Source organism: Sphingomonas tagetis, assembly GCF_024211275.1.
Taxonomy (GTDB): Bacteria; Pseudomonadota; Alphaproteobacteria; order Sphingomonadales; family Sphingomonadaceae; genus Sphingomonas; species Sphingomonas tagetis.
In genome coordinates this window covers 97,185-119,477 of the sequence record NZ_JAMLDX010000006.1, presented here as the reverse complement: position 1 = coordinate 119,477, position 22,293 = coordinate 97,185, and the positions used below count along the sequence as shown (strand labels likewise).

General features: G+C 67.1%; 25 protein-coding genes. 5 read left to right on the top strand and 20 right to left on the bottom strand.

Translation table 11 applies throughout. From position 1 onward, the window contains the following. Positions 1-45 precede the first annotated feature (45 nt). From moaC to M9978_RS09855, 5 genes are all read right to left on the bottom strand, one after another. Positions 46-525, bottom strand: a complete 480-nt coding sequence (gene moaC, locus M9978_RS09875) for a cyclic pyranopterin monophosphate synthase MoaC (RefSeq protein WP_254292866.1) — start codon at positions 523-525, stop codon at positions 46-48. Positions 526-604: 79 nt separating this feature from the next. Then, positions 605-1,390 carry an indole-3-glycerol phosphate synthase TrpC gene (gene trpC, locus M9978_RS09870; RefSeq protein ID WP_254292865.1) on the bottom strand — a complete coding sequence of 262 codons (786 nt, stop codon included), beginning with the start codon at positions 1,388-1,390 and terminating at the stop codon, positions 605-607. Next, the gene (trpD, locus tag M9978_RS09865; RefSeq protein ID WP_254292864.1) at positions 1,387-2,379 is read right to left on the bottom strand and encodes an anthranilate phosphoribosyltransferase; all 993 of its coding nucleotides are present in this window, start codon (positions 2,377-2,379) and stop codon (positions 1,387-1,389) included. Before trpD ends, trpC begins: the two co-directional genes overlap by 4 nt. Continuing rightward, complete coding sequence (locus tag M9978_RS09860) at positions 2,376-2,960, bottom strand: anthranilate synthase component II (RefSeq protein ID WP_254292863.1); 585 nt, start codon at positions 2,958-2,960, stop codon at positions 2,376-2,378. Before M9978_RS09860 ends, trpD begins: the two co-directional genes overlap by 4 nt. A gap of 138 nt (positions 2,961-3,098) precedes the next feature. After that, positions 3,099-4,034 (bottom strand): NAD(P)-dependent oxidoreductase, encoded by a 936-nt coding sequence (locus M9978_RS09855; protein ID WP_254292862.1) that lies wholly within the window; start codon positions 4,032-4,034, stop codon positions 3,099-3,101. 163 nt (positions 4,035-4,197) lie between these two features. Between M9978_RS09855 and M9978_RS09850 the strand changes: the two genes are divergently transcribed. Together M9978_RS09850 and M9978_RS09845 are read left to right on the top strand one after the other, a co-directional pair. After that, entirely contained in the window at positions 4,198-5,907 is a 1,710-nt protein-coding gene (locus M9978_RS09850; RefSeq protein WP_254292861.1) for a DUF1800 domain-containing protein, read from the top strand. Positions 5,908-5,918: 11 nt separating this feature from the next. Continuing rightward, on the top strand, positions 5,919-7,289 hold the full coding sequence (locus M9978_RS09845; protein ID WP_254292860.1) for a DUF1501 domain-containing protein: 1,371 nt from the start codon (positions 5,919-5,921) through the stop codon (positions 7,287-7,289). Between the two features lie 36 nt (positions 7,290-7,325). Here M9978_RS09845 and cysS read toward each other — a convergent pair whose 3' ends face one another. From cysS to M9978_RS09790, 11 genes are all read right to left on the bottom strand, one after another. After that, on the bottom strand, positions 7,326-8,756 hold the full coding sequence (cysS, locus tag M9978_RS09840) for a cysteine--tRNA ligase (RefSeq protein ID WP_254292859.1): 1,431 nt from the start codon (positions 8,754-8,756) through the stop codon (positions 7,326-7,328). A gap of 36 nt (positions 8,757-8,792) precedes the next feature. Continuing rightward, positions 8,793-9,038 carry a hypothetical protein gene (locus tag M9978_RS09835; RefSeq protein WP_254292858.1) on the bottom strand — a complete coding sequence of 82 codons (246 nt, stop codon included), beginning with the start codon at positions 9,036-9,038 and terminating at the stop codon, positions 8,793-8,795. Between the two features lie 93 nt (positions 9,039-9,131). Next, positions 9,132-9,932, bottom strand: a complete 801-nt coding sequence (locus M9978_RS09830; protein WP_254292857.1) for a TrmH family RNA methyltransferase — start codon at positions 9,930-9,932, stop codon at positions 9,132-9,134. After that, on the bottom strand, positions 9,917-10,315 hold the full coding sequence (gene vapC, locus M9978_RS09825; protein WP_254292856.1) for a type II toxin-antitoxin system VapC family toxin: 399 nt from the start codon (positions 10,313-10,315) through the stop codon (positions 9,917-9,919). The genes M9978_RS09830 and vapC overlap by 16 nt, the downstream gene beginning before the upstream one ends. Beyond that, a complete protein-coding gene (locus M9978_RS09820) occupies positions 10,315-10,506 on the bottom strand; it encodes a type II toxin-antitoxin system VapB family antitoxin (protein ID WP_254292855.1) in 192 nt (63 codons plus the stop codon). The genes vapC and M9978_RS09820 overlap by 1 nt, the downstream gene beginning before the upstream one ends. A 51-nt stretch (positions 10,507-10,557) precedes the next feature. Next, positions 10,558-10,830, bottom strand: a complete 273-nt coding sequence (locus M9978_RS09815; protein WP_254292854.1) for an HPr family phosphocarrier protein — start codon at positions 10,828-10,830, stop codon at positions 10,558-10,560. Further along, a complete protein-coding gene (locus M9978_RS09810; protein WP_254292853.1) occupies positions 10,827-11,234 on the bottom strand; it encodes a PTS sugar transporter subunit IIA in 408 nt (135 codons plus the stop codon). Before M9978_RS09810 ends, M9978_RS09815 begins: the two co-directional genes overlap by 4 nt. 22 nt (positions 11,235-11,256) lie before the next feature. Beyond that, positions 11,257-12,177 (bottom strand): RNase adapter RapZ, encoded by a 921-nt coding sequence (gene rapZ, locus M9978_RS09805; RefSeq protein ID WP_254292852.1) that lies wholly within the window; start codon positions 12,175-12,177, stop codon positions 11,257-11,259. A 13-nt stretch (positions 12,178-12,190) separates the two neighbouring features. Next, the gene (locus M9978_RS09800; protein ID WP_254292851.1) at positions 12,191-12,628 is read right to left on the bottom strand and encodes an HPr kinase/phosphorylase; all 438 of its coding nucleotides are present in this window, start codon (positions 12,626-12,628) and stop codon (positions 12,191-12,193) included. A 16-nt stretch (positions 12,629-12,644) separates the two neighbouring features. Beyond that, positions 12,645-14,252 (bottom strand): sensor histidine kinase, encoded by a 1,608-nt coding sequence (locus M9978_RS09795; RefSeq protein ID WP_254292850.1) that lies wholly within the window; start codon positions 14,250-14,252, stop codon positions 12,645-12,647. Continuing rightward, positions 14,221-14,931, bottom strand: coding sequence for a response regulator transcription factor (locus M9978_RS09790; protein WP_254292849.1), 711 nt, complete (start codon positions 14,929-14,931; stop codon positions 14,221-14,223). The genes M9978_RS09795 and M9978_RS09790 overlap by 32 nt, the downstream gene beginning before the upstream one ends. 184 nt (positions 14,932-15,115) lie before the next feature. Here M9978_RS09790 and M9978_RS09785 point away from each other — a divergent pair, with 184 nt between their 5' ends. The 3 genes from M9978_RS09785 (at position 15,116) to M9978_RS09775 (ending at position 17,786) form a co-directional block, all read left to right on the top strand. Then, positions 15,116-16,780, top strand: a complete 1,665-nt coding sequence (locus M9978_RS09785; protein ID WP_436977179.1) for a phosphoenolpyruvate carboxykinase — start codon at positions 15,116-15,118, stop codon at positions 16,778-16,780. Positions 16,781-16,819: 39 nt separating this feature from the next. After that, positions 16,820-17,278, top strand: a complete 459-nt coding sequence (locus tag M9978_RS09780; protein ID WP_254292847.1) for a hypothetical protein — start codon at positions 16,820-16,822, stop codon at positions 17,276-17,278. 67 nt (positions 17,279-17,345) lie between these two features. Further along, entirely contained in the window at positions 17,346-17,786 is a 441-nt protein-coding gene (locus M9978_RS09775; protein ID WP_254292846.1) for a DUF3592 domain-containing protein, read from the top strand. On the opposite strand, the gene M9978_RS09770 is transcribed toward M9978_RS09775, so the two are convergent. The 4 genes from M9978_RS09770 to M9978_RS09755 form a co-directional block, all read right to left on the bottom strand. Continuing rightward, positions 17,783-19,603 carry a DUF885 domain-containing protein gene (locus tag M9978_RS09770; RefSeq protein WP_254292845.1) on the bottom strand — a complete coding sequence of 607 codons (1,821 nt, stop codon included), beginning with the start codon at positions 19,601-19,603 and terminating at the stop codon, positions 17,783-17,785. The genes M9978_RS09775 and M9978_RS09770 overlap by 4 nt on opposite strands. Positions 19,604-19,681: 78 nt before the next feature. Beyond that, entirely contained in the window at positions 19,682-20,743 is a 1,062-nt protein-coding gene (locus tag M9978_RS09765) for a class I SAM-dependent methyltransferase (RefSeq protein WP_254292844.1), read from the bottom strand. Between the two features lie 90 nt (positions 20,744-20,833). Then, a complete protein-coding gene (locus M9978_RS09760) occupies positions 20,834-21,295 on the bottom strand; it encodes an NfeD family protein (RefSeq protein WP_254292843.1) in 462 nt (153 codons plus the stop codon). Next, complete coding sequence (locus tag M9978_RS09755) at positions 21,292-22,293, bottom strand: SPFH domain-containing protein (protein WP_254292842.1); 1,002 nt, start codon at positions 22,291-22,293, stop codon at positions 21,292-21,294. The genes M9978_RS09760 and M9978_RS09755 overlap by 4 nt, the downstream gene beginning before the upstream one ends.

Below are 22,293 nucleotides of genomic sequence, written 5' to 3'. Positions count from 1 at the left end.
TTAAGTTTTCAGGGTGGAGGCCGCGTTTACCTTCAACGGCCGCAGTCAGCCGCCGGTCTGCGCAGTCCACTCGCCGGACTTGCCGCCGGTCTTGGCGAGCAGGCGGATGCCGCCGATCCTCATGTCCTTGTCGATCGCCTTGGCCATGTCATAGACGGTGAGCAGCGCGACGGAGACCGCGGTGAGCGCTTCCATCTCGACACCGGTGCGCCCCGTGAGCGCGACGGTGGCGGTGGCGGTTACGCCGGTTTCGTCGGGGACGAGGTCGAGCGTGACCTTACTGATCGCGAGCGGGTGGCAGAGCGGGATGAGGTCGCTGGTCTTCTTCGCCGCCAAGATCCCGGCGATGCGCGCGACGGCGAGGACGTCCCCCTTCTTCACGAGGCCGTCGCGGATCGCGGCGGCGGCGGCTTCGCTCATGTCGATCCGGCCGGTGGCGGTGGCTTCGCGCTGCGTCTCGGCCTTGGCGCCGACATCGACCATGCGCGCGGCACCGGTGTCGTCGAGATGGGTGAGGTCGGTCATCGACTGGACCTAACCGTTCGTGTCGAGCGAAGTCGAGATACATTGTCCGTCGACTTCGGTCGGGACGGACGGCTGTTGGTCACCCGATCATCGCCCGGGTCGCCGCCTCGACATCGTCCTGACGCATCAGCGATTCCCCGATCAGGAAGCAACGCACGCCATGTTCCGCCATCGCGTCGAGATCGGCGCGGGTGGTGAGGCCGCTCTCGGCGACGAAGGTGCAGCCTTCGGGGGCACGGCCGACCAGTTCGTAGGTGCGGTCGAACGAGACGGTGAAGTCCTTTAGGTTGCGGTTGTTGACGCCGATCAGCCGCGATTTGAGCGCGAGCGCGCGGTCGAACTCGGCTTCGTCATGTACTTCGACCAGCACGTCCATGCCGAGGCCGAGCGCGGCGTCCTCGATCTCGGCCATCTGACCGTCTTCGAGCGCGGCGACGATGATCAGGATCGCGTCGGCACCGATGCTGCGCGCCTCGATCACCTGCCAGGGGTCGATCATGAAGTCCTTGCGGATCACCGGCAGGGTGCAGGCGGCGCGGGCGGCGATGAGGTAATCCTCATGGCCCTGAAAATAAGGCGCGTCGGTGAGCACCGACAGGCACGCCGCGCCGCCGGCCGCATAGGCGCGGGCATGGGCGGGGGGATCGAAATCGGCGCGGATTAGGCCTTTTGACGGGCTCGCCTTCTTAATCTCGGCGATCAGACCGTAACCGGTTGCGGCCCTGGCATCGAGCGCGGCGCGGAAGCCGCGCGGCGGGGTCTGGGCGAGCGCGCGGTCGCGGAGATCGAACAGCGGCGTCGCGGCCTTGCGGGTGGCGACTTCCTCCGCCTTGGTCGCGAGGATCTGGTCGAGGACGTTGCTCATGCCGCGATCCAGCAGTCGAGCAGCGCCTTGGCAAGCCCCTTGTCGATCGTTTCGGCGGCTTCTTCGGCGCCTTCGCGCAGATCGATCGCTTCGCCCGCGACGACGAACGCGGCGGCGGCGTTGAGCAGCACCGCGTCGCGATAGGCGCCGCGCTCGCCCTGCAGCAGGCGGCGCAGCGCGGCGGCATTCTCGGCCGCATCGCCGCCGCGCAGCGCCGAGAGCGGGTGGCGCTGCAACCCGGCATCTTCGGGCACGATTCGCGCGGGCAGGCGGACGTCGCCGATGCTGACCGCGATGCTCGCGCCTTCGGGCGAAAGTTCGTCGAGCCCTTCCTCACCCGCGACGATCGCCGCGCCCGCGACGCCGAGCTGGTCGAGAGCCTCGGCATAGATCGGCGCGTAATCGGGACGGGCGATGCCGATCAGCTGGCGGGTGACTCGCGCCGGGCTGGCGAGCGGACCCATCAGGTTGAAGATGGTGCGGCGGCCGATGCGCTTGCGGATCGGCGCGATGCGGCCGAGCGCCGGGTGGTGCTTCGCGGCAAACAGGAAAGCGATGCCGATGTCGCGCAGATGCGCCTCGGCATTGAGCGTGGCACGGTCGAGGTCGAGGCCCAGCGCTTCGAGCGTGTCGGCAGCGCCGGCCTTGGAGGATGCGGCGCGGTTGCCATGCTTGGCGACGGGCACGCCGGCGGCGGCGAGGACGAGGGCAACGGCGGTGGAGACGTTGAGCGTATGCTGGCCATCGCCGCCGGTGCCGCACACGTCGATCGCATTGGCGGGCGCGGTCACCGGGATGACGCGCTGGCGCATCGCGCGCGCCGCTTCGGCGATCTCGATGCTGGTCTCGCCGCGGTCGGACAGCGCGATCAGGAAGCGCTCGATCTCGTCGTCCTGCGCGGCGCCGTCGAGGATGTCGGCAAACGCCTGCGCGGCGGACTCGCGCGCTAGCGGGGCCGACGGGTCGGGCAATAGCGAGAAGGTGGTCACGCCAGTGCTTTCGCCTCGATCCCGGCGATCTTCAGGAAGTTGGCCAACATCGCATGGCCGTGTTCGGTGGCGATGCTCTCGGGGTGGAACTGGACCGAGTGGATCGGCAGCGCCGCGTGGCGGAAGGCCATGACGCTGCCGTCCTCGGCGGTGGCGTTGACGACCAATGCGTCGGGAATGTCGGTGACGATCAGCGAGTGGTAGCGGGTGGCGGTGAAGGGCGAGGGCAGGCCTTCGAACAGGCCCGTGCCATCATGGCGGACCGGCGAGGTCTTGCCGTGCATCAGCCCGCCGCGCACCACCTTGCCGCCGAAATGCTGGCCGATCGACTGGTGGCCGAGGCACACGCCGAGCAGCGGCTTGCCCTTGTCGGCGCAGGCGGCGACCAGATCGAGGCTGATCCCCGCCTCGTTCGGGGTGCACGGACCGGGCGAGAGCAGGAAGGCTTGCGCGTTGCTGGCGACCGCCTCGGCAGCGGTGAGCGCGTCGTTGCGCACCACCTTCACCTCGGCGCCCAGCTCCATCAGATAATGGACGAGGTTCCAGGTGAAGCTGTCGTAATTGTCGATGACCAGGATCATGGGGTGTCCAAGTTTGATTTCAGCTTCGCTGAAATGCCGCACCGGCCCGCTCCCCCACCCGGACCCGTAGGATATTGCCGTTGGGTGGCCGGGTGGGGGAGCGGGCCGGTGCCGCGCTCGAGCAACGCCTTAGCGCTGCTAATAGCCCACGTCGAGATCGACCATGTTACGCATGGGTTTACCCGCCACGAACAAATGGACGTTCTCGATAAACAGGGCGGTGGGGCGGGTGAACATGCGGCTGGTCGAGCGGCCGGACAGGTGCATCGAGTGGATGGTATTGGGCGCGCCCCACAGCGGATGCTCCGGCGGCAGCGGCTCGGGATCGGTCACGTCGAGGAACGCGCCGCCGATCCGCCGCGATTCGAGCGCTGCGATCAGCGCGGGCTGGTCGACCATGTCGCCGCGCGCGATGTTGATCAGCCAGGCGCCAAGCTTCATCGCCGAAAGCTCGGCCGCGCCGATCATCGCGTTTGTGTCGGCGGTCGAGGGCGCAGCGAGGATCAGCCAGTCATGGTCGCCGACTCGTGCGCGCCACTGATCGGGGGTGAGCGTGCCGTCGCGGCCCGAGCGGGTCACGCCGGTGACCTCGACGCCGAACGCCTGCAAGCGCTCGCCGATAAGGCGGCCAATGGTGCCGTAGCCGACGATCAGCGCGCGGCTCTGGTAGAGTTCGCTCACGCCCGGCGCTGCGGCGGGCCATTCGTGGCGGTCGGCCATGCGGACCACCGCGTCGAACCGCTTGGCGGCGGCGAGCATGCCGAGCACGGCATATTCCGCCACGGGAATCGCGTTGATGCCGACGCCGTTGGTCAGGATGGTCCCGCGCTGGCGGAGCAGGTCCGTGTCGAACGCGTCGATCCCGGCATAGATGGTGGAGAGCCATTTGAGCTTTGCACCTTTGGCGGCGGTGGCGCCGGTCCATTCGGGGCGGCGCATATCGACCCAGGCGAGGTCGGCGTCGGCGATCATCGCTTCGGCCTCCTCATGACTGGCGAACCAGTGGAGGTCGAGGCCGGCGGGAAGCTGCGCCTCGATCAGCGGACGCGCCAGCGCGGGAAGAACAGCCTTCATGCCGCTGATACTAAAGCGATTGTCGCGCCTGGACAAATCACTGGAAAGTAAATGGTTTGCGGCAGGTTGAGACTAATTTGATCTGGCTGATTCCTCGAAAAGGTGAGAAAAAGACAAGTCGCGCGATCGTTCCGATCGGCGGCGTGCTTGGGGTGGGGACCTGATGGACAGACTGGAGACGCTTCCGCTGCAAGCGGACTTGGCGGCGGATCTGCCGGATGGCGCGCCGGCGGCGGGCGCAACTGGCGGGATTGGCGCCGCTGGCAGCGGCGTCAGCGCGGTCGCGCTCGGGCTGGCGCTGGCGGCGTGCGATTCCGGCGGTGGTGGGGGCGGGGGCGGCGTGGTCGCACCAGCGCCGACGCCCACGCCGACCGTGGCGGCGATCACCTCGGCCCAGGCGAGCCGCTTCCTCAGCCAGGCGACGATGGGCGCGACCAGCGCTGACATCGCCGAGGTGCAGTCGCGCCGCTTCGACGGCTGGATCACCGCCGAGTTCGCCAAGCCGCGCGCCACCACCTATTGGGACTGGCTGGTGGCACGGGGCTATAACGACGCCGCCAACATCAATGGCGAAGCCGGGTTCGACAACGTGATGTGGAGCCAGCTGGTCGGCGCCGGCGACCAGCTGCGCCAGCGCGTCGGCATGGCGCTAAGCGAGATGCTGGTGGTCGGCATTTCGGGCGTGAACCTCAACTGGCGGCAGTTCGCGATGGCCGCCTATGTCGATGTGCTGATGGACAATGCCTTCGGCAATTTCCGCACCTTGCTCGACCGTATCACGACCAATGCGGCGATGTCCTCGTTCCTGACCTTCCTCAACAACCGCCGCGCCAACACCACGACCGGCGCGGTGCCCGACGAGAATTACGCGCGTGAGCTGATGCAGCTGTTCACGATCGGGCTGTACCGGCTCAACATGGACGGCAGCCGCGTGCTGTCGGGCGGGCAGCCGGTCGAGACCTATGCTCCGGCGGACGTATCGGGGCTGGCGCGGTTGTTCACCGGCTTCACCGTGGATTCGAGCGACAGCACCACGCCCGACCGCTACCGCCGCCCGCTGATCATCAATGCCGGCACGCATGAGACCGGCGCCTCGACCTTCCTCGGCGTCACGGTGCCCGCGGGCGCGACCGGGGCCGACGCACTCAAGACCGCGCTCGACACGATCTTCGCGCATCCCAATGTGCCGCCCTTCGTCTCCAAGCAGCTGATCCAGCGGCTGGTGACGAGCAATCCCTCGCCCGCCTATGTCGGGCGCGTCGCGGCGCGGTTCGCTGACAATGGCTCGGGCGTGCGCGGCGACATGCAGGCGGTGATCCGCGCGATCCTGCTCGACGACGAGGCGCGCGCCGACCCCACGGGCACCACCGCGGGCAAATTGCGCGAGCCGGTGATGCGGTTGACCGGCTGGGCACGCGCGTTCGGCGCGGCGTCGAACTCGGGCAACTGGACCACGGGCGACACCAGTAGCTCGCTCAACCGGCTGGCGCAGTCGATGGGACGGGCGCCCTCGGTCTTCAACTTCTTCCGCCCCGGCTATGTGCCGCAGAATCCGGCCTTCGCCACGGCCGGGCTGGTCGCGCCGGAATTGCAGATCACCAACGAGATCAGCACGGTCGGCTACATCAACTATCTGCAGACGGTCGTGCAGAACTCGACCGACCTGCGCTCGACCTATGCCGAGCTGACGCCGTTGACCGATCCGCAGGCGCTGGTCGACCGCGTGAACCTGCTGCTGGCGGCGGGGCAGGTGAGCAGCGCGACGCTGACGCAGATCAGGACGGCGGTCGAGAGTACGACCAACGCCACCAACCGGATCTACATCGCCATCCTGCTGGTGATGGCGTCCCCCGAATATCTGACGCTGAAGTGAGGGGCGGACCGATGGACAACAACCAATCCCGTCGCGCCTTCCTCAAGCGCTCGGCCGCACTCGGCATTGCCGGCGGCGCGGCGCCGTTCGTCACCCAGCTCGCCGCGATCGGTGAAGCCTCGGCGGCGGTGGCGAGCGACTACAAGGCGCTGGTCTGCATCTTCCTCTATGGCGGCAATGATTTTGCCAACACGCTGCCGCCCTATGACTCGGCGACGCACGCGCAATATCTCGCCGCGCGGCCGACGATCGGCCATGCCCGCGACACGCTGACCGCGACCGCGCTCAATCCGCTCAATTCGCTCGGCGGCCGGCAATATGCGCTGGCGCCGACCATGGCCTCGCTGCTGCCGATGTTCGACGCCGGCAAGCTCGCCGTGGTGCTCAATGTCGGCACGTTGGTGCGGCCGACGACCAAGGCGCAATATCAGGCGGCGTCGGTCGCGCTGCCGCCCAAGCTGTTCAGCCACAACGACCAGCAAAGCTATTGGCAGGCGTCGAGCGCGGAGGGTGCGACGTCGGGTTGGGGCGGGCGGATCGGCGATCTGCTGCAGAGCGGCAACGGCACCTCGGCGCTGACCTGTATCAGCGCGTCGGGCAATGCCACCTATCTGTCCGGGCGCAGCGCGATCCAATATGTCACCGGCACGACCGGCCCGACCGCGCTGATCAACAATGCGACCACCCTGTACGGTTCGACTGCGGCGGCGAGCGCGCTGCGATCGATCATGGGCGGGGCGCAGGCCCATTTGATCGCCAACGAGCATGCGACGGTGTCGAAGCGCGCGCTCGATCTCTATACGCAGGTCAATGGCGCGCTTGGCAGTGCGCCTGCGGCAAACTTCCCGCTATTTCCGGCAGGCAATACACTGGCCGATCAGCTGCGCATCGTCGCGCGGCTGATCTCGGTGTCGCAGGAGCTGGGCGCGCGGCGGCAGGTGTTCTTCGTGTCATTGGGGGGCTTCGACATGCACGACTTCCTGCTGCGCGATCACCCGACTCAGGTCGGGCGCGTGGCCGACGCGATGCGCGCCTTTTACGACACCACCGTCGCGCTCGGGATCGCGGATAAGGTCACCACCTTCACCGCCTCCGATTTCGGGCGGACGCTGACTCAGAATGACGACGGGTCGGATCATGGCTGGGGCGGCATGCACTTCGTCGCGGGCGGCGCGGTGAATGGCCGGCGCATCTATGGCACGCCGCCGGCGGTGGGCAACAACACGCCGGACGATGTCGGGCAGGGGCGACTGTTGCCGAGCGTGTCGGTCGATCAGTACGCCGCGACGCTGGCGAGCTGGTTCGGGGTCAGTGGCACGGACATGGCGACAGTGTTGCCGAATATCGGGAACTACTCGACGACGAATCTGGGGTTTGTCTAACCTTCAAATCCTCCCCCTGACGGGGGAGGATTGCGGTTAGAGTTCAACTTTCCAGTCCCACCCCAACGGGTCGCCGTCCATCACCTCGACCCCGGCGCCGAGCAGTTCGTCGCGGATCGCGTCGGCGCGGGCGAAGTCCTTCGCCGCACGGGCTTCCTTGCGTTGGGCGAGGCGGGCTTCGATCTCGGCCTCGGTGACCATCGCGTCAGCGGGGCGGACGCGCAGGTCGGCGCGGGTGAGATCGAGCAGGTCGAGCCCGAGCACCGCATCGAACTGGGCGAGCGTCATCAGGCGCGCCTGGCTGTCGAGCTGCTTGTCGGCGAGCAATTCCTCAAGCACCGGCAGCGCCCTGGGCGTGTTGAGATCGTCGGCCACGGCCGCGTCGAGCCGGCCGAGATAGCTCCCGGCATCGCCGCCGCCCTTGCCCTCGGCGTCGCGGAATTTCTCGGCGGCGAGGACCAGACGGCGCAGGCGGACCAGCGCGGCGAGGAGATTCTCGCCGCTGAACTCCAGCTCTGACCGGTAATGCGCCGACAGGCACATCAGGCGATAGGCGAGCGGGTGGATGCCCTTGGCGACCAGCGCCTCGAGCGTGGCGATGCCGCCCTTCGACTTGGACATCTTGCCGCCGCGGTCGACGAGGAAGTTGTTGTGCATCCACACCCGCGCACCGGAATCGCCGCAGCGGCAATGCGCCTGGTTCTGCGCGATCTCGTTGACGTGGTGGATCTCGCGATGGTCGATGCCGCCGGTGTGGATGTCGAACGGCAGGCCGAGCAGCTCGGCGCTCATCACCGAGCATTCGAGATGCCAGCCAGGTGCGCCGCGGCCCCAGGGCGAATCCCACTCCATCTGGCGGGTTTCGCCCGGCGGCGTCGCGCGCCAGATCGCGAAGTCCTGCGGGTGGCGCTTGCCCTCGACGCTCTCGATGCGGCCTTCACCGGCATCGTCCTGCCCGCCGGACAGTCTGCCGTAATCCGGCACGGTGCTGCTGTCGAAATAGAGGCCGGAGTCGAGCTGGTAGCAATGCCGGTCCGCGATGCCTTTCGCGAAGTCGATCATCTTCGCCACATACTCCGTCGCCAGCGGCATATGGTCGGGGGTGCGGATGTTGAGGTCGGCGAGGTTGCGCCGGAATATATCGGCATAGTGGCGCGAAATGTCCCAGGCGGAAAGACCGCGCGCCTTGGCCGCCTTCTCCATCTTGTCCTCGCCCTCATCGGCGTCGGAGGTCAGATGGCCGACATCGGTGATGTTGACGACATGGGTGAGCGGATAGCCCTTCCACCGCAGCACGCGGCTGAGCGTATCGGTGAAGACATAGGCGCGCAAATTGCCGAGATGCGGGTCGCTATAGACGGTCGGGCCGCATGAGTAGACGCGCACGCCCTTGGCCGGATCGATCGGCGCGAACGGCTCGAGCGAGCGAGTTAAGCTGTTGTAGAGCGCGAGAGGGGCGGCAGTCATCGCCGCGCCATAAGGCGGCGCGGCGACTTGATCAAATCACGCCGCGAGCGGTTGCGGCTTGTGGGTCACGCTGAACAGGCCGGGGCCGAACGTCCCGCCATTGTTGATCGGCAGCGCGGTGGCGCAGAAGGCGCATTCGGCGGTCATCCGCCCGATCGACCAGTGCGACTGGCCGCAGCCGGGGCAGAAGTTGCGCTCGCCGGGGTGAAAGGCAATGCGATAGCCACTATTGGCGGCGGTGAACGGTGTCGTGTCGTAATGCATCGTTTCGTCTCCAACCATGACCGGCTCGACGCACGGAATCGGGGTTTGTTCCCCTCGCGTTTCGAAACGGGACGGTGTTGTTGCAGAAATGCAACGGCGCAGGGCGCGGCCCTACGGACGAATTCGGTCGATTACGGCATAGGCCATCACCGCGGTGGCGACCGCGGCGTTGAGGCTGTCGGCCTTGCCCAGCATCGGGATTTTGACGCGCACATCGCACGCCTGCGCATAGGCTGGCGGCAGGCCGTGCGCCTCGTTGCCGGTGAGCAGGAACACGGGGGCGGCGAAGTCCGGCGCGCGGTAATCGACCGCGCCTTCGAGTGCGAGCCCGACGAGCTGGCCGGGGCCGGTCCGCAGCCATGCATGGAATTTGTCCCACGGCGCGCGCGCGATCGGAATCGTGAACAGCGCGCCCATACTCGCGCGCACCGCTTCGACGCTGAACGGATCGACGCACTCGTCGACCAGGATCAGTCCGCCCGCGCCGACCGCGTCGGCGGTGCGCAGGATCGTGCCGAGATTGCCGGGATCGCGCAGCCGCTCGGCGACCAGCCACAGCGGCGCTGCGCTGCGCTCGAGCCGGGCGAGGTCCGTGGCAAGCTCACGATAGACGCCGACCACCGCGCCGGGATTGTCCTTGCCCGACAGCTTGGCGAGGATGTCGCTGTCGGTCTGGATCACCTCGCCGCCCGCAGTCTCGGTCGCGGCGATCAGTTCGGCGGCGAGCGGGTGGGTGTCGTTTCCCTTCGCGAAGAAGAGAAATTCGGGCAGGTGCCCGGCCTCGCGCGCTTCGGTCAGGATGCGCAGCCCCTCCGCGAGGAACAACCCTTCGTCACGGCGATGCTTCTTGTCGCGCAGGCTGCGGACACGCTTGACCAGCGGGTTGGAGAAGGCCGTTATTTCGCGGGGCAAGGGATCAGTCCAAGATGCTTGACGAAGGGATCGAAGTCGCGGTCGGAATATAAGAGCGGAATGCTATCGACGATGCAGCGGGTGGCGATCAGCGTGTCGATGGTCTTGCGGACGGTGATCCCGCGGCGGCGGAGCGTGCGATAGTTTTGCGCCGCTTGCAGCGCTACGGTAGCTCCACAAATTTCGATCCACTGAAGATTGTCGAGTGCGAATTTTACCTGTGCAAACTCGCGATCGGCGTCGCATCCTTGCAGCAGCTCGGCGAGGATCAGATCGCCGAGCAACGGCGTGCCTTCTACCAGAAGTTGAACGAGGCGATCGACCTCTCGAGTGGGTCTGTCACGGAAATAGTCGATCCAGACACTCGTATCGACGAGGATCATCAATCGGTCCGCATCGCATCCAGATCGCCGACCCAATTGATCTTGCCGCGCAATTTCAGGATTTCCTGCTGCCCGCGAAGCCGTATCATCGTGCGAAGGGCTTCCTCGACAGCTTCCCGCTTCGTCTTTGCGCCGCTCGCGCGCATGGCGTCAGCCATCAACTTGTCGTCGATTACAATATTGGTGCGCATGATGTGTATCCTTTTGGTTGAGGATACACATAATGACAAAGGGTCACAGACTCAATCCTCGCCGAAACGGTCCTCGACCAGTCCGACCAGCCTGAGCACCGCGTCCTCCGCGCCGTCACCATGGGCGCTGATCGTGATCGTGTCGCCCATCGCCGCGCCCAGCATCATGAGGCCCATGATCGAGGTGCCGGTGACCGAATTGCCGTCCTTCTCGACAGTCAGTTCGACCGGCTGCGAAGAGGCGAGGGTGACGAATTTGGCGCTGGCGCGGGCGTGAAGGCCGCGGCGGTTGCCGATCAGGACGGAACGGGCGATTCGACTCAAGCGGCGGCCTCCCCCAGCACTTCGGATGCGACGGTGATGTATTTGCGGCCGGCCTCGCGCGCGGCGGCGACGGCTTCGGTAACCTTCATCGTCTTGCGCGCGCCGCCCAGGCGGATCAGCATCGGCAGGTTGATGCCGGCGATCACCTCGACCTTCCCGGCGTCCATCAGCGAGATGGCGAGGTTGGACGGGGTGCCGCCGAACAGGTCGGTGAGCACGATCACGCCGCGCCCGGCATCGACCTCGCCGATCGCCTTCGCGATGTCGGCGCGGCGGCTTTCCATATCGTCCTCGGGGCCGATCGAGATGGTCGCGACTCGCTCCTGCTTGCCCACCACATGCTCCATCGCGACGACGAACTCCTCCGCGAGCCGCCCGTGCGTCACGAGTACCAGACCGATCATTCCTAAATGCGTCCCATGCGGTTCATCTTGCAGCCGGCGGGCCTTCTAGCGAGTCCTGCGGCGCGGTCTGCAAGTCACGATGCGCCACCGTGGGGGAAAATCCCGCGTCGTGCAACCGTGCCGCGACGCGCTCGGTGACATGGACCGAACGGTGTCTCCCGCCGGTACAGCCGAAGGCGATGGTTACATAGGACTTCCCCTCGGCGCGATAGCGCGGGAGCAGCAGCAGCAGAAGGTCCTCGATCCGCGAGATCGATTCGGCATAGGTAGGGTCGCCGGCGACATAATCGGCGACGTCCTTATCGCGGCCGGTGCCCGGGCGCAGCGACTCGACCCAGTGCGGGTTGCGCAGGAAGCGCATGTCGAAGACGAGATCGGCATTGGCCGGCACGCCGCGCGCGAAGCCGAACGACATCACCGATAGCGTCGGCTCGCCATGCCCTTCGCCCGAAAAGGTCGAGCGGATCTGCTGCGCCAGCTCGTTGCCCGAAAGGTTGGTGGTGTCGATCAGCCGGTTGGCCCAGCGCCGCAGCGGTTCGAGCAATTCGCGTTCGCGCGCGATACCCTGTCCGGCCGGGCGGTCCTGCGCCAGTGGATGGCGGCGGCGGGTTTCGTTGTAGCGCCGTTCGAGCTCGACCCCCGAACAGTCGAGATAGAGCGTGCCGAGGTCGTAGCCGCGCTCGTCGCGCAATTTCTTGATGCGGCGCACGACGCTCTCGGCGTCGAACCCGCGCGTGCGCGTGCCGATGCCGAGCCCGAGCGGCCGGTCGTCGCCGTCCGCACCCTCGGGCGGATCGGTGTCGAGCAGGCGGTTGAGCAGCAGCAACGGCAGATTGTCGGCGACTTCCCAGCCGAGATCCTCGAGCGTGCGCAGCACGGTCGACTTGCCCGCGCCCGACATGCCGGTGACGAGCAGGATCTGCTTGGCGCGCTCGTGGGTCATCGGGCGGGCTTGCTCATTTCGTGGGTGGCGCGAGCTGGCGCAGCGCCAGTTCGACCTTGACCGGCGCCGAGGGTTCGAGGGCGGGCAGCGCGACCTGTGGAATCTCGACCCCGGCGATGCGGTGCGTGCGCGGTCCTTCGGGAATGCGCGGCGGCGCGTCGAGGATGGTGACCACCAATGCGATCGGCGCGCGCTCGACATGGGGCAGTTCGACGATGCCGATGCCGCGCACCTCGATCTTGCCCGCGATCGTCGCGGGCGCGGCGCCATAGAGCTTGCCGGCGGTGCGCGTGCAGATCGTGTAGTCGTCCGACACCAGCACCGCGCCACGGTCGATCAGCCGCAGCGCGAGGTCGGACTTGCCCTCGCCCGAGCGGCCCTCGATCAGCACCGCGCGGCCGTCGATGGCGACGCAGGATGCGTGCAGCGTTTCGGTTGAAAGTTCGGCCACGGCCCTTTGCTCCCCGTCAGCCGGGCTGGACCAGCGGAAGCCGGACCACGAAGCGCGCGCCGCGCATCCGGTCCTCCCGCGACTCAACCCCGATCGACCCCTGATGGCCTTCGACGATGGTGCGGGCGATGGCAAGCCCCAAGCCCGAATGCTGGCCGAACGCCTCGCTGTCGGGGCGCACCGAATGGAAGCGGCGGAAGATCGCCTCGCGCGCTTCCTCGGGTACGCCCGGTCCTTCATCCTCGACACGCGCCTCGACCATGTCCTCGTCGGTGGCAAGCGAGAGCGCGACCAGTCCCTCGTCGGGTGAGAAGGAGATGGCGTTGTCGATGAGGTTCTCGAACACGCGCTCGAGCCGCATGCCTTCGCCCATGACGTGCGGCACGCGGCCTGACGGCGGATCGAAGCGCAGCCGCACGTCGCGCGCGATGCCGCGCTGGCTGCGTTGCGCGACCAGCCCGTCGAGCATCGCCGCGAGATCGACGAACTCGAACTTGGCGCGCGAAAGCTGCGCGTCGAGGCGGGAGGCCTCGGAAATGTCGCTGATCAGCCGGTCGAGCCGGTGGACGTCGTCGCGCACCACTTCGAGAAGTTGCCGCTGAAGCTCGGGATCGCGTACACTCGACAGGCTCTCGACCGCCGAGCGCAACGAGGCGAGCGGGTTCTTGAGCTCGTGCGCGAGGTCGGCGGCGAACGCCTCGGTCGCGTCGATCCGCGCGCGCAGCGCCTGGCTCATGTCGGACAGCGAGCGGGCGAGGTGGCCGATCTCGTCGCGGCGCTCGGGCAGGCGTGGCACCACCACCTCGCGCGCGCGGCCCAGCCGCACGCGCACCGCCGCGGCGGCGAGGCGGCGCAGCGGGCGGACAATCGTGCGCGCGAGGAACAGCGAGAGAAAGACCGACAGCGCCAGCGTTGCGGCCAGGATGACGCCGAGCCGAAAGCGCTCGACTCGCACGAACTGGGTGATGTCGCGGGCATTGACGGTGGTAAACACCGCGCCCTCCGGGCCGTAAGGGGCCGCGGCGGTGATCACGGGGGTGCGGTCGGGTGCGCGCCACACGCTCGCCGCCGGTCCGCCCTTCTGGAAGGCGGCGAGCACATCGGGCCAGTCGAGCCCTTTGTCTGGGCCACGCTCGCGGAACTGCGGCGCGCGGTCTGCGCCCGCCACGGTGTCGATGATCGCGTCGAGGAAGCGCGCCGCGGTCTGGTTCCACGGGTCCTTGTCGGGATCGCGCAGCACGAAGTTGCGCAACCCCTGGCGGCGCGTATCGAACGTCACACGGCCGTTGTGATCGTACAGCCGGATGCGCAGCCCCGCCGCCTCGGCCACGCGCAGGATCAGCGCGGCTCGGTCGGCCGGCGGGGTCATCGCCACCGCCTGCGCGATCAGTCCGGCCTCGCGGCTCGCCTGCGCGACGCGGCTGTCGACGATGCGCGCGCGATAGCTGTCGAGATAGAAGAAGCCGCCCGCCAGCATCGCCAGCGCGAAGATGTTGACCGCGAGAATGCGCGGCGTGAGGCTGAGCCGCGCCGACCAGCGCAGGGCGAGGTCGCGGTCCTCGCGGGGCGGCAGGCCGCCCTCGCGGCCGGGGCTATTCGTCGGAGAATCGGTAACCGGCGCCATAGAGAGTCTCGATGGCGTCGAAGTCGGAATCGACTTGCCGGAACTTGCGGCGCACGCGCTTGATGTGGCTGTCGATGGTGCGGTCGTCGACGTAGATGTCGTCCTGATAGGCCGCGTCCATCAGCTGGTTGCGCGTCTTGACGATCCCGGGGCGCTGCGCGAGCGTTTCGAGGATCAGGAATTCGGTGACGGTGAGCGTGACGTTGTCGCCCTTCCACGTCACCTTGTGCCGTGCCGGGTCCATGCTCAGCCGGCCACGGTCGAGCACCGGCTGCGGTTCCTGCTCGCCCTCCGCTTCGGCGGTCGCAGAGACGGCTTCGGTGCGGCGCAGGATCGCGCGGATGCGGGCAATCAGCAGCCGCTGGCTGAACGGTTTCGAGATATAATCGTCGGCGCCCATGGCGAGGCCCAGCGCCTCGTCGAGCTCGTCGTCCTTGCTGGTCAGGAAGATGACCGGCGTCGCGACCTTCTCGCGCAGGCGGCGCAGCAGTTCGAGCCCGTCCATTTTCGGCATCTTGATATCGAGCACGGCGAGGTCGGCCGGATTCTCGGTGAGTGCCTTCAATGCGGCCTCGCCGTCCGAATAGACGCGGGTCACGAACCCCTCCGTCTGCAAGGCGATCGAGACCGAAGTCAGGATGTTGCGGTCGTCATCGACCAGCGCAATCGTAGCGGCCATGGCGCTGACCTAGCCCAATGCTAACCCCGGCTCAACCGTGCCGCGACCGATTAGCGTGGCCGCCTGCACCGATTCATGTCAACGTTGTCTGGTATAACTTCTGGTCGCTTGGTCGCGTGACACCGGTTACCGGCATTGACCCTCATTCGGCCCGCTGCCTATGCGCGACTCTGTTGCATCTTGAATGGAAGAGCGCGGCGGCCGTCGGGCCGCAGCGACGGGGAGACGGATCTTGACCGAGCGTAAGCCGAACGTCGGCCTCGACACCCTGGGTGTCGGGACCGCAGCCACTGTCCACTGGAACCTGCAGACCGCGCAGCTGGTCGAGCATGCGCTGCAGCGCGGCGAGGGCAAACTGGCCAAGGACGGCCCGCTGGTGGTCGAGACCGGCAAGCACACCGGCCGCAGCGCCAAGGACAAGTTCATCGTCCGCGACGCCGAGACCGAGAACAATGTCTGGTGGGGCGACACCAACCGCGGCATGACGCCCGAGCATTTCGCCGCCCTCAAGGCGGATTTCCTCGCGCATCTCGGCGCGAAGGACACGCTGTTCGTGCAGGACCTGTTCGGCGGCTCGCAGCCGGAGCATCGCGTCAAGGTGCGCGTGGTCACCGAATTCGCCTGGCACAGCCAGTTCATCCGCACGCTGCTAGTCCGTCCCGAGACCGCCGAGCTCAAGGACTTCGCGCCCGAATATACGATCATCGACCTGCCGAGCTTCCAGGCCGACCCGGCGAAGCATGGCAGCCGCACCGAGACGGTGATCGCGGTCAACTTCACCGAGAAGCTGATCCTGATCGGCGGCACGCGCTATGCCGGCGAGATGAAGAAGAGCGTGTTCGGCCTGCTCAACTATCTGCTGCCGGTAGAGGGCATCATGCCGATGCATTGTTCGGCCAATATCGGCGCGAACGGCGACACCGCAGTGTTCTTCGGCCTGTCGGGCACCGGCAAGACCACGCTGTCGGCCGACGCCTCGCGCACGCTTATCGGCGATGACGAGCATGGCTGGTCGGACACCGCCGTCTTCAACTTCGAGGGCGGCTGCTACGCCAAGATGATCAACCTGTCGGCCGAGGCCGAGCCGGAGATCTTCGCGACCACCAAGCGCTTCGGCACGGTGCTCGAGAATGTCGTGATGGACCCCGAGACGCGCGAGCTCGACTTCGACGACAACAGCCTCGCCGAGAACAGCCGCGGTTCCTATCCGCTCGAGTTCATCCCGAACACGAGCGAGAAGAATCTGGGGCCGGTGCCGACCAACATCATCTTCCTGACCGCGGACGCCTATGGCGTGCTGCCGCCAATCGCGAAGCTGACGCCGGAACAGGCGATGTATCACTTCCTCTCGGGCTATACCGCGCGCGTCGCGGGGACCGAGATCGGCGTGACCGAGCCGTCGGCGACCTTCTCGACCTGTTTCGGCGCGCCGTTCATGCCGCGCCACCCGTCGGTCTATGGCAATCTGCTCAAGTCGCGTATCGCCAAGGGCGGGGTGGATTGCTGGCTGGTCAACACCGGCTGGAGCGGCGGCAAGGCGTCCACGCCGGGCATCAAGCGCATGCCGATCAAGGTGACACGCGCGCTGCTCAACGCCGCGCTGGACGGCAGCCTCAACGACGCCGAGTTCCGCAAGGACCCCAATTTCGGCTTCATGGTGCCGGTCGCGGTCGGCGATATCGACCCCAACATGCTCGATCCGCGCGCGGCCTGGCCGAACAAGGCCGACTATGACGCGACCGCGGCCAAGCTGGTCGACGAGTTCGTCGCCAACTTCGCGCAATTCGCCGAGCATGTCGACGAGGGCGTCCGCCAGGCGGCGCCGCAAACGAGCGCCGAAGCAGCCTAACCGGCCCGGTCATCGATCGGGCCATCGAGAGCCCGATCGATGACCAGCCATTCTATCCGATTTTTCACCGACGACGCGGCAATCGCCCATCTGGGCGAGGGTCTGATCGCCTGCGCCCTGCGCCGCGAGGATTGGACGCATGAGGCGCATCTCGCCGCATGTCTCTATCTGCTCGCGCGCCATCCCGATATCGACTTGGACCGCGAGATCGCCGAGCTGATCTCGCGCTTCAACGAGAGCGTCGGCGGGGTCAATGACGATCACAACGGCTATCACGACACGATCACGCGCGCTTATGTCGCGGGCGTGCGCTGGTTTCTCGGCACGCGCGCGACCGGTGACCTGACCGGCGACGTCAACGCGCTGCTGGCAAGCGAGGTCGGCATCCGCGACTGGCCGTTGCGCTTCCACAGCCGCGAGGCGCTGTTTTGCGTCGCGGCGCGGCGCGGCTTCGTGCCCCCCGACCTCGCGCCCTATCCGGTCGCCCCGTTGCGCTGACCGGGATTGTCAGTTGACCCATTTGGTCTGCGCCGCATGATCGCGTTGAATTTGCGGGGGAAAGATCATGCATCCATTGCTGTATCTGATGCCGGTCGTCGGCGTCGGCTTCATCTTCTTCATGAACTGGATGGCCAAACGCGTCGAGGCGCAGCTGGCCGCGTCCCAGCGCTGGCCGAGCGTGCCCGGCACGATCACCCGCAGCGGCGCGCGCGTCGTCAACTCGGTCTACTACCCTGCCATCCGCTATGACTATGACGTGGGCGGCCAGCGCCTTTCCGCGACCCGCTATGCGTTCGGCAACTGGTCGGGCACCTATCAGCAGGTGTCCGAAGTGATCGCGGGCCTGCCCGAGGGCGGGCAGGTGCCGGTCTATTACGATCCGGCCAATCCGAAGTTCGCGGTGCTCGAGCGCGTGGCGCAGGGCAGCTTCTACCGCTGGTTCGGCTGGGCGATTGGCTGCGTCCTGATCGCCGTTTTCGTGCTGGTGCTGGTCGTCACGCCCTAGGCCCGCCGCGACGCGATGTGACGGTCGATCACGCTGTCGAGCACGGTCAACGGGACGTTGCCGCCGAGCACGACCGCGTCGTTGAACGCGCGGAAATCGTAGCGCTTGCCGAGCGCGGTTTGCGTCTTCCGGCGCAGCTGGTTGATGTGCGTGTGACCGAGCTTGTAACCGCACGCCTGACCCGGCCAGGAGCAATAGCGGTCGACCTCGCCGCTGACCTCGTCGACCGACGAGCCGTTGGTGGTGGCGAACCACTCGATCGCTTGCGCGCGCGTCCAGCGCTTGGCGTGCAGCCCGGTATCGACGACGAGGCGGCAGGCGCGGAAGGCGAGGCTCTGGAGATAGCCGAGCCGTCCGATCGGGTCGGAATCATAGGCGCCGAGTTCCGCGCCGAGTTGTTCGGCGTAGAGCGCCCAGCCCTCGCTATAGGCGTTGAAGCCGAGCAGCGAGCGCACCAGCGGCAGCTTGAACGTATATTCGCCCTGCCAGGCATGGCCGGGAATGCCCTCGTGATAGGCGAGGGTGGCGAGGCTGTAGCGGGTGTGCAGATGCGTGGTGCGCAGGTTGAGCCATACCCGGCCCGGCACCGTCCCGTCGATCGAACCCGCGCCGCCATAGGCTCCCGGTGCGCCGGGCTCCTCGGCGAGCGGCAGGCGCTTCACCTCAACATTGCCCTTGACCAAAGTGTGGAAGGCGCGCGGCATCTTGGCGCGCATGTCCTGAATGGTCTTGGTCATATAGGCGAGGATCTCGCGACGGCCTTCGTCATTGTCGGGATAGAGGAAGCGCTGGTCCTTGCCGAGCGCGGTCATCCGCGCGCCGACCGTGCCCCTGGTGAAGCCCTGCTTGCGCAGGATCCCGTCCATTTCCGACTGGAGCATCTTGAGCTCCTCGCGGCCGGTGCGGTGCACCTCGTCGGGGGTCATCGTCGTGGTGGTCGCGGCGCGCAGCGCCCAGGCGTAATAGGCCTCGCCATCGGGAAATTTCCACACGCCCGCGTCCGGGGTGGCCTTGGCGCGGTGGCGCTTCAATTCCGCGATCTGGCGGTCGAGCGCCGGGGCGATCTTGCCGGCTGCGATCTTTGCCGCCGCCGCCGCCTGATCGCCGGTGACGTTGGGCTTGCCGGCATAGCCGGAGACGAGATCCCATTTGGCGACATCGCCGCCGCGGGTCAGCGCGATCTGCTTGAGACATTTGTCGAGCAGGAAGTCGGGCGCGATCACGCCCTTGTCATAGGCGGTCTGCAAGCGCCCGGTCTCGCCGTCGAGCTGCGCGGCGTAGTGTTCGAACCGCGCGAGCCAGCTCCTGGCGTCCTCGGCGTTCTGCACCTTGTGATCGGTGTCGAGGAAGCGCGGCGTGTCGAGATAGGCGCCGACATTCTGGACCACGACATAGGGCGAGTTGCGCCAGCCGCCGACCGCGACGTCGCCATAGGGAAAGGCGAAGCCGTCGAGCGCGATCTCGAGCGAGGTACGCACCGTCTCGACATTGGTGCGCATCACCGGGCTGAGCGAATTGAGATCGAGCGCCTTGAGCTGCGCGACGCGGGCGCGCAGGCCGTCGGCGGCCTTTTTCAGGCCCGCAGCGCTGCGGTCCTGCAGCATCGAGCGCAGATGTGTGCGCTCGGCCTTGTCGATGCCGAGCGAAGTCGCCTGGGCGGGGTCGTCCTCCAGCAATTGCTCCGCCGTCGCCGCGAGCAGCTTCTCCGCCGCGGCATCGCCGGGCGCCGCGGCTTGCCCGCGCGCGCAGGCAGGGAGGGCGGGCAGCGCCGTGAGTGCGGCGGTCGAGGCGAGAAACTGGCGGCGAGTGGTACGCATGGCGGCTCCGGTAACGGGGAGGTGGTTACCGGTGAGACCTTAGCGGGGCGGGCCGGAAGCGCCAGTGGGCGCGGACATTCAGACGGCTTCGAGCACCATGTTGAACGGCCCTTCGGTGGCGCGGCGCACCCGGTTGAACCCGGCCTGCCGCATGATCTCAGACAGCCGCGCCTCGCCGGCCTGCGCGCCAAGGCCCTCGCCGACTTCCTGATCGAGCGAAGTGGGCACGCAGATCATCGTCGAGGCGTTGTAATAGAGCCGGCCTACCGGGTTGAAATTCTGCTCGGGGCTGTCGCCGGCAATCGGCTCGACGATCATCCAGGTGCCGCCCGGCGCCAGGATTCGCCGCATATGCGCGGCGCACCCGCGCGGATCGCCCATATCGTGCAGGCAGTCATACATGGTGACGAGATCGAAACCGCTCTCCGCGACGTCCTTCGCCGCCGCGACCTCGAACCGCACCCGGTCGCTCAGGCCATGTTCCTGCGCGTGACGCCGTGCATCCTCGATCGAGGGTTCGTGAAAATCATAGCCGGTGAATTCGCTCTCGGGGTAAGCCTGCGCCATCAGCAGCGTGGAAAAGCCGACGCCGCAGCCGACGTCCGCGACCTTCGCGCCGCCGCGCAGCTTGGCCTCGACGCCGTCGAGCGCCGGTATCCACGCCTGCACGATATTATTGACATAGCCGGGCCGGAAAAACGCGCCGGTCGCGCAGAACAGGCAGCCGGCATGGTCGCCCCAGCGCACGCCGGTGCCGTGGCGGAAACAGGCTTCGACCTTGGGCTCCGCCTCGACCATCGCGGCGATCAGCTCGAACGCGCCGGCCAGATAGACCGGGCTGTCCTTGTTGACGAACACCATCGCCTGTTCGGGCGAGAGGCTGAAGCGCTGCGTCGCCGGATCGAAATCGACATAGCCGTTCGCGGCCTGCGCCAGCGCCCATTCGCGCACATAGCGCTCGTGCAGCCCACCGGCGCGCTCGGCGAGCTCGGTTGAAGTGGCGGGCGATTGCGCCAGCGCCTCGAACAGTCCCAGCCGGAGGCCGAGACGCACGGTCGGCACGCTCATCGCTCCGCCGAGGTCGCCGAGCATCTTGCCGATAAAGGCATGGAATTTCGCTTCGTCGATCGGTGCCGTCATGCTGATCCTCCGGTGAACGAGGGACGCGACTCAACAACTCGATTGCTGCGGCAGTGCTTACCATATCGGAGACCGCGTTACGACAGCGGTTCAGGCCGATCCGATCGCCTTCACCGCCTCGACCACCACCACGCCGCCGCGCACTTCGACCACGCGCGCTTTTTCGCCTGCGGCAAGGTCCGGTCCCTCCGCCGGCCATTCGCCGTCGCCGACGCGCACGCGGCCCGAGCCGCCGCTGATCGGCTCGACCACCGTTACGCTCTGGCCGATCATCCGCGCGGCGCGGTTGTTCAAGTCCGGGTCGCTGCTCGGGATCGGATTGGTGTTGTACCAGCGCTTGCCGAGCAGCACCGCGACGGTCGACCAGGCGGCGAAGCTGATCAGCTGGCCGATCATGCCGAGCTCGGGGAACAGCAGCGCCAGCACGCCCGTCGCCGCCGCGCCGAGCGCCACGAACGTCAGATAGACGCCCGGCACCATCAGCTCGGTGATCGCCAGCAGCGCCGCCAGGATCAGCCAGATGAAGCCGGCCTGCTGCGACAGCCAGTTCATTCGGCTTCCCCGGGTGCCTTCTGCACCTGCTCGAACGGCAGCGAGCGCGGTTTCTGCCCCTTGGGCGCGGGGGCGGGCGCGTCGAGCTTGCCGAACGCCTCTTTCGCCAGCTCGCCGATCCCGCCCAGCGTGCCCATCAGCTGCGTGGCCTCGACCGGGAACAGGATCGTCTTGGCATTGGGCGAGGTCGCGAACTTGCCGATCGCCTCGACATATTTCTGGGCGATGAAATAGTTGAGCGACTGGGTGCCGCCATTCTCGATCGCCTGGCTGACGACCTGCGTCGCCTTGGCCTCGGCCTCGGCGGCGCGCTCGCGGGCCTCGGAATCGCGGAAGGCGGATTCCTTGCGGCCCTCGGCCTCGAGGATGCGCGCCTGCTTCTGGCCCTCGGCGCGCAGGATCTCCGATGCGCGGCTGCCCTCGGCCTCGAGGATGTTGGCGCGCTTCTCGCGCTCGGCCTTCATCTGGCGGCCCATCGCATTGACGATGTCGGCGGGCGGGCGGATGTCCTTGATCTCGACGCGGGTGATCTTCACGCCCCACGGCGTGGTCGCGTGATCGACCACCGAGAGCAGCCGCGCGTTGATCTCGTCGCGCTTCGACAGCGTCTCGTCGAGGTCCATCGAGCCCATCACGGTGCGCAAATTGGTCGTGGTGAGCTGGAGGAGCGCGACATAGAGGTCGCTGACCTCATAGGCGGCCTTGGCGGCGTCGAGCACCTGGAAGAAGACCACGCCGTCGGTCGAGATCATGGCGTTGTCCTTGGTGATGATCTCCTGCCCCGGAATGTCGATCACCTGCTCCATCATGTTCACGCGGCGGCCGACGCGGTAGAAAAAGGCGGGGTAGAGATTGAACCCCGGCTGCGCGACGGTGGTGAAGCGGCCGAAATGCTCGATCGTGTAGTGATAGCCCTGCCGCACGATCTTGATGCTGGCGAACAGGTAGAGCAGCACCAGCACCATGCCGATGAAGAAGGCGCCGACCGTCAATTCCAT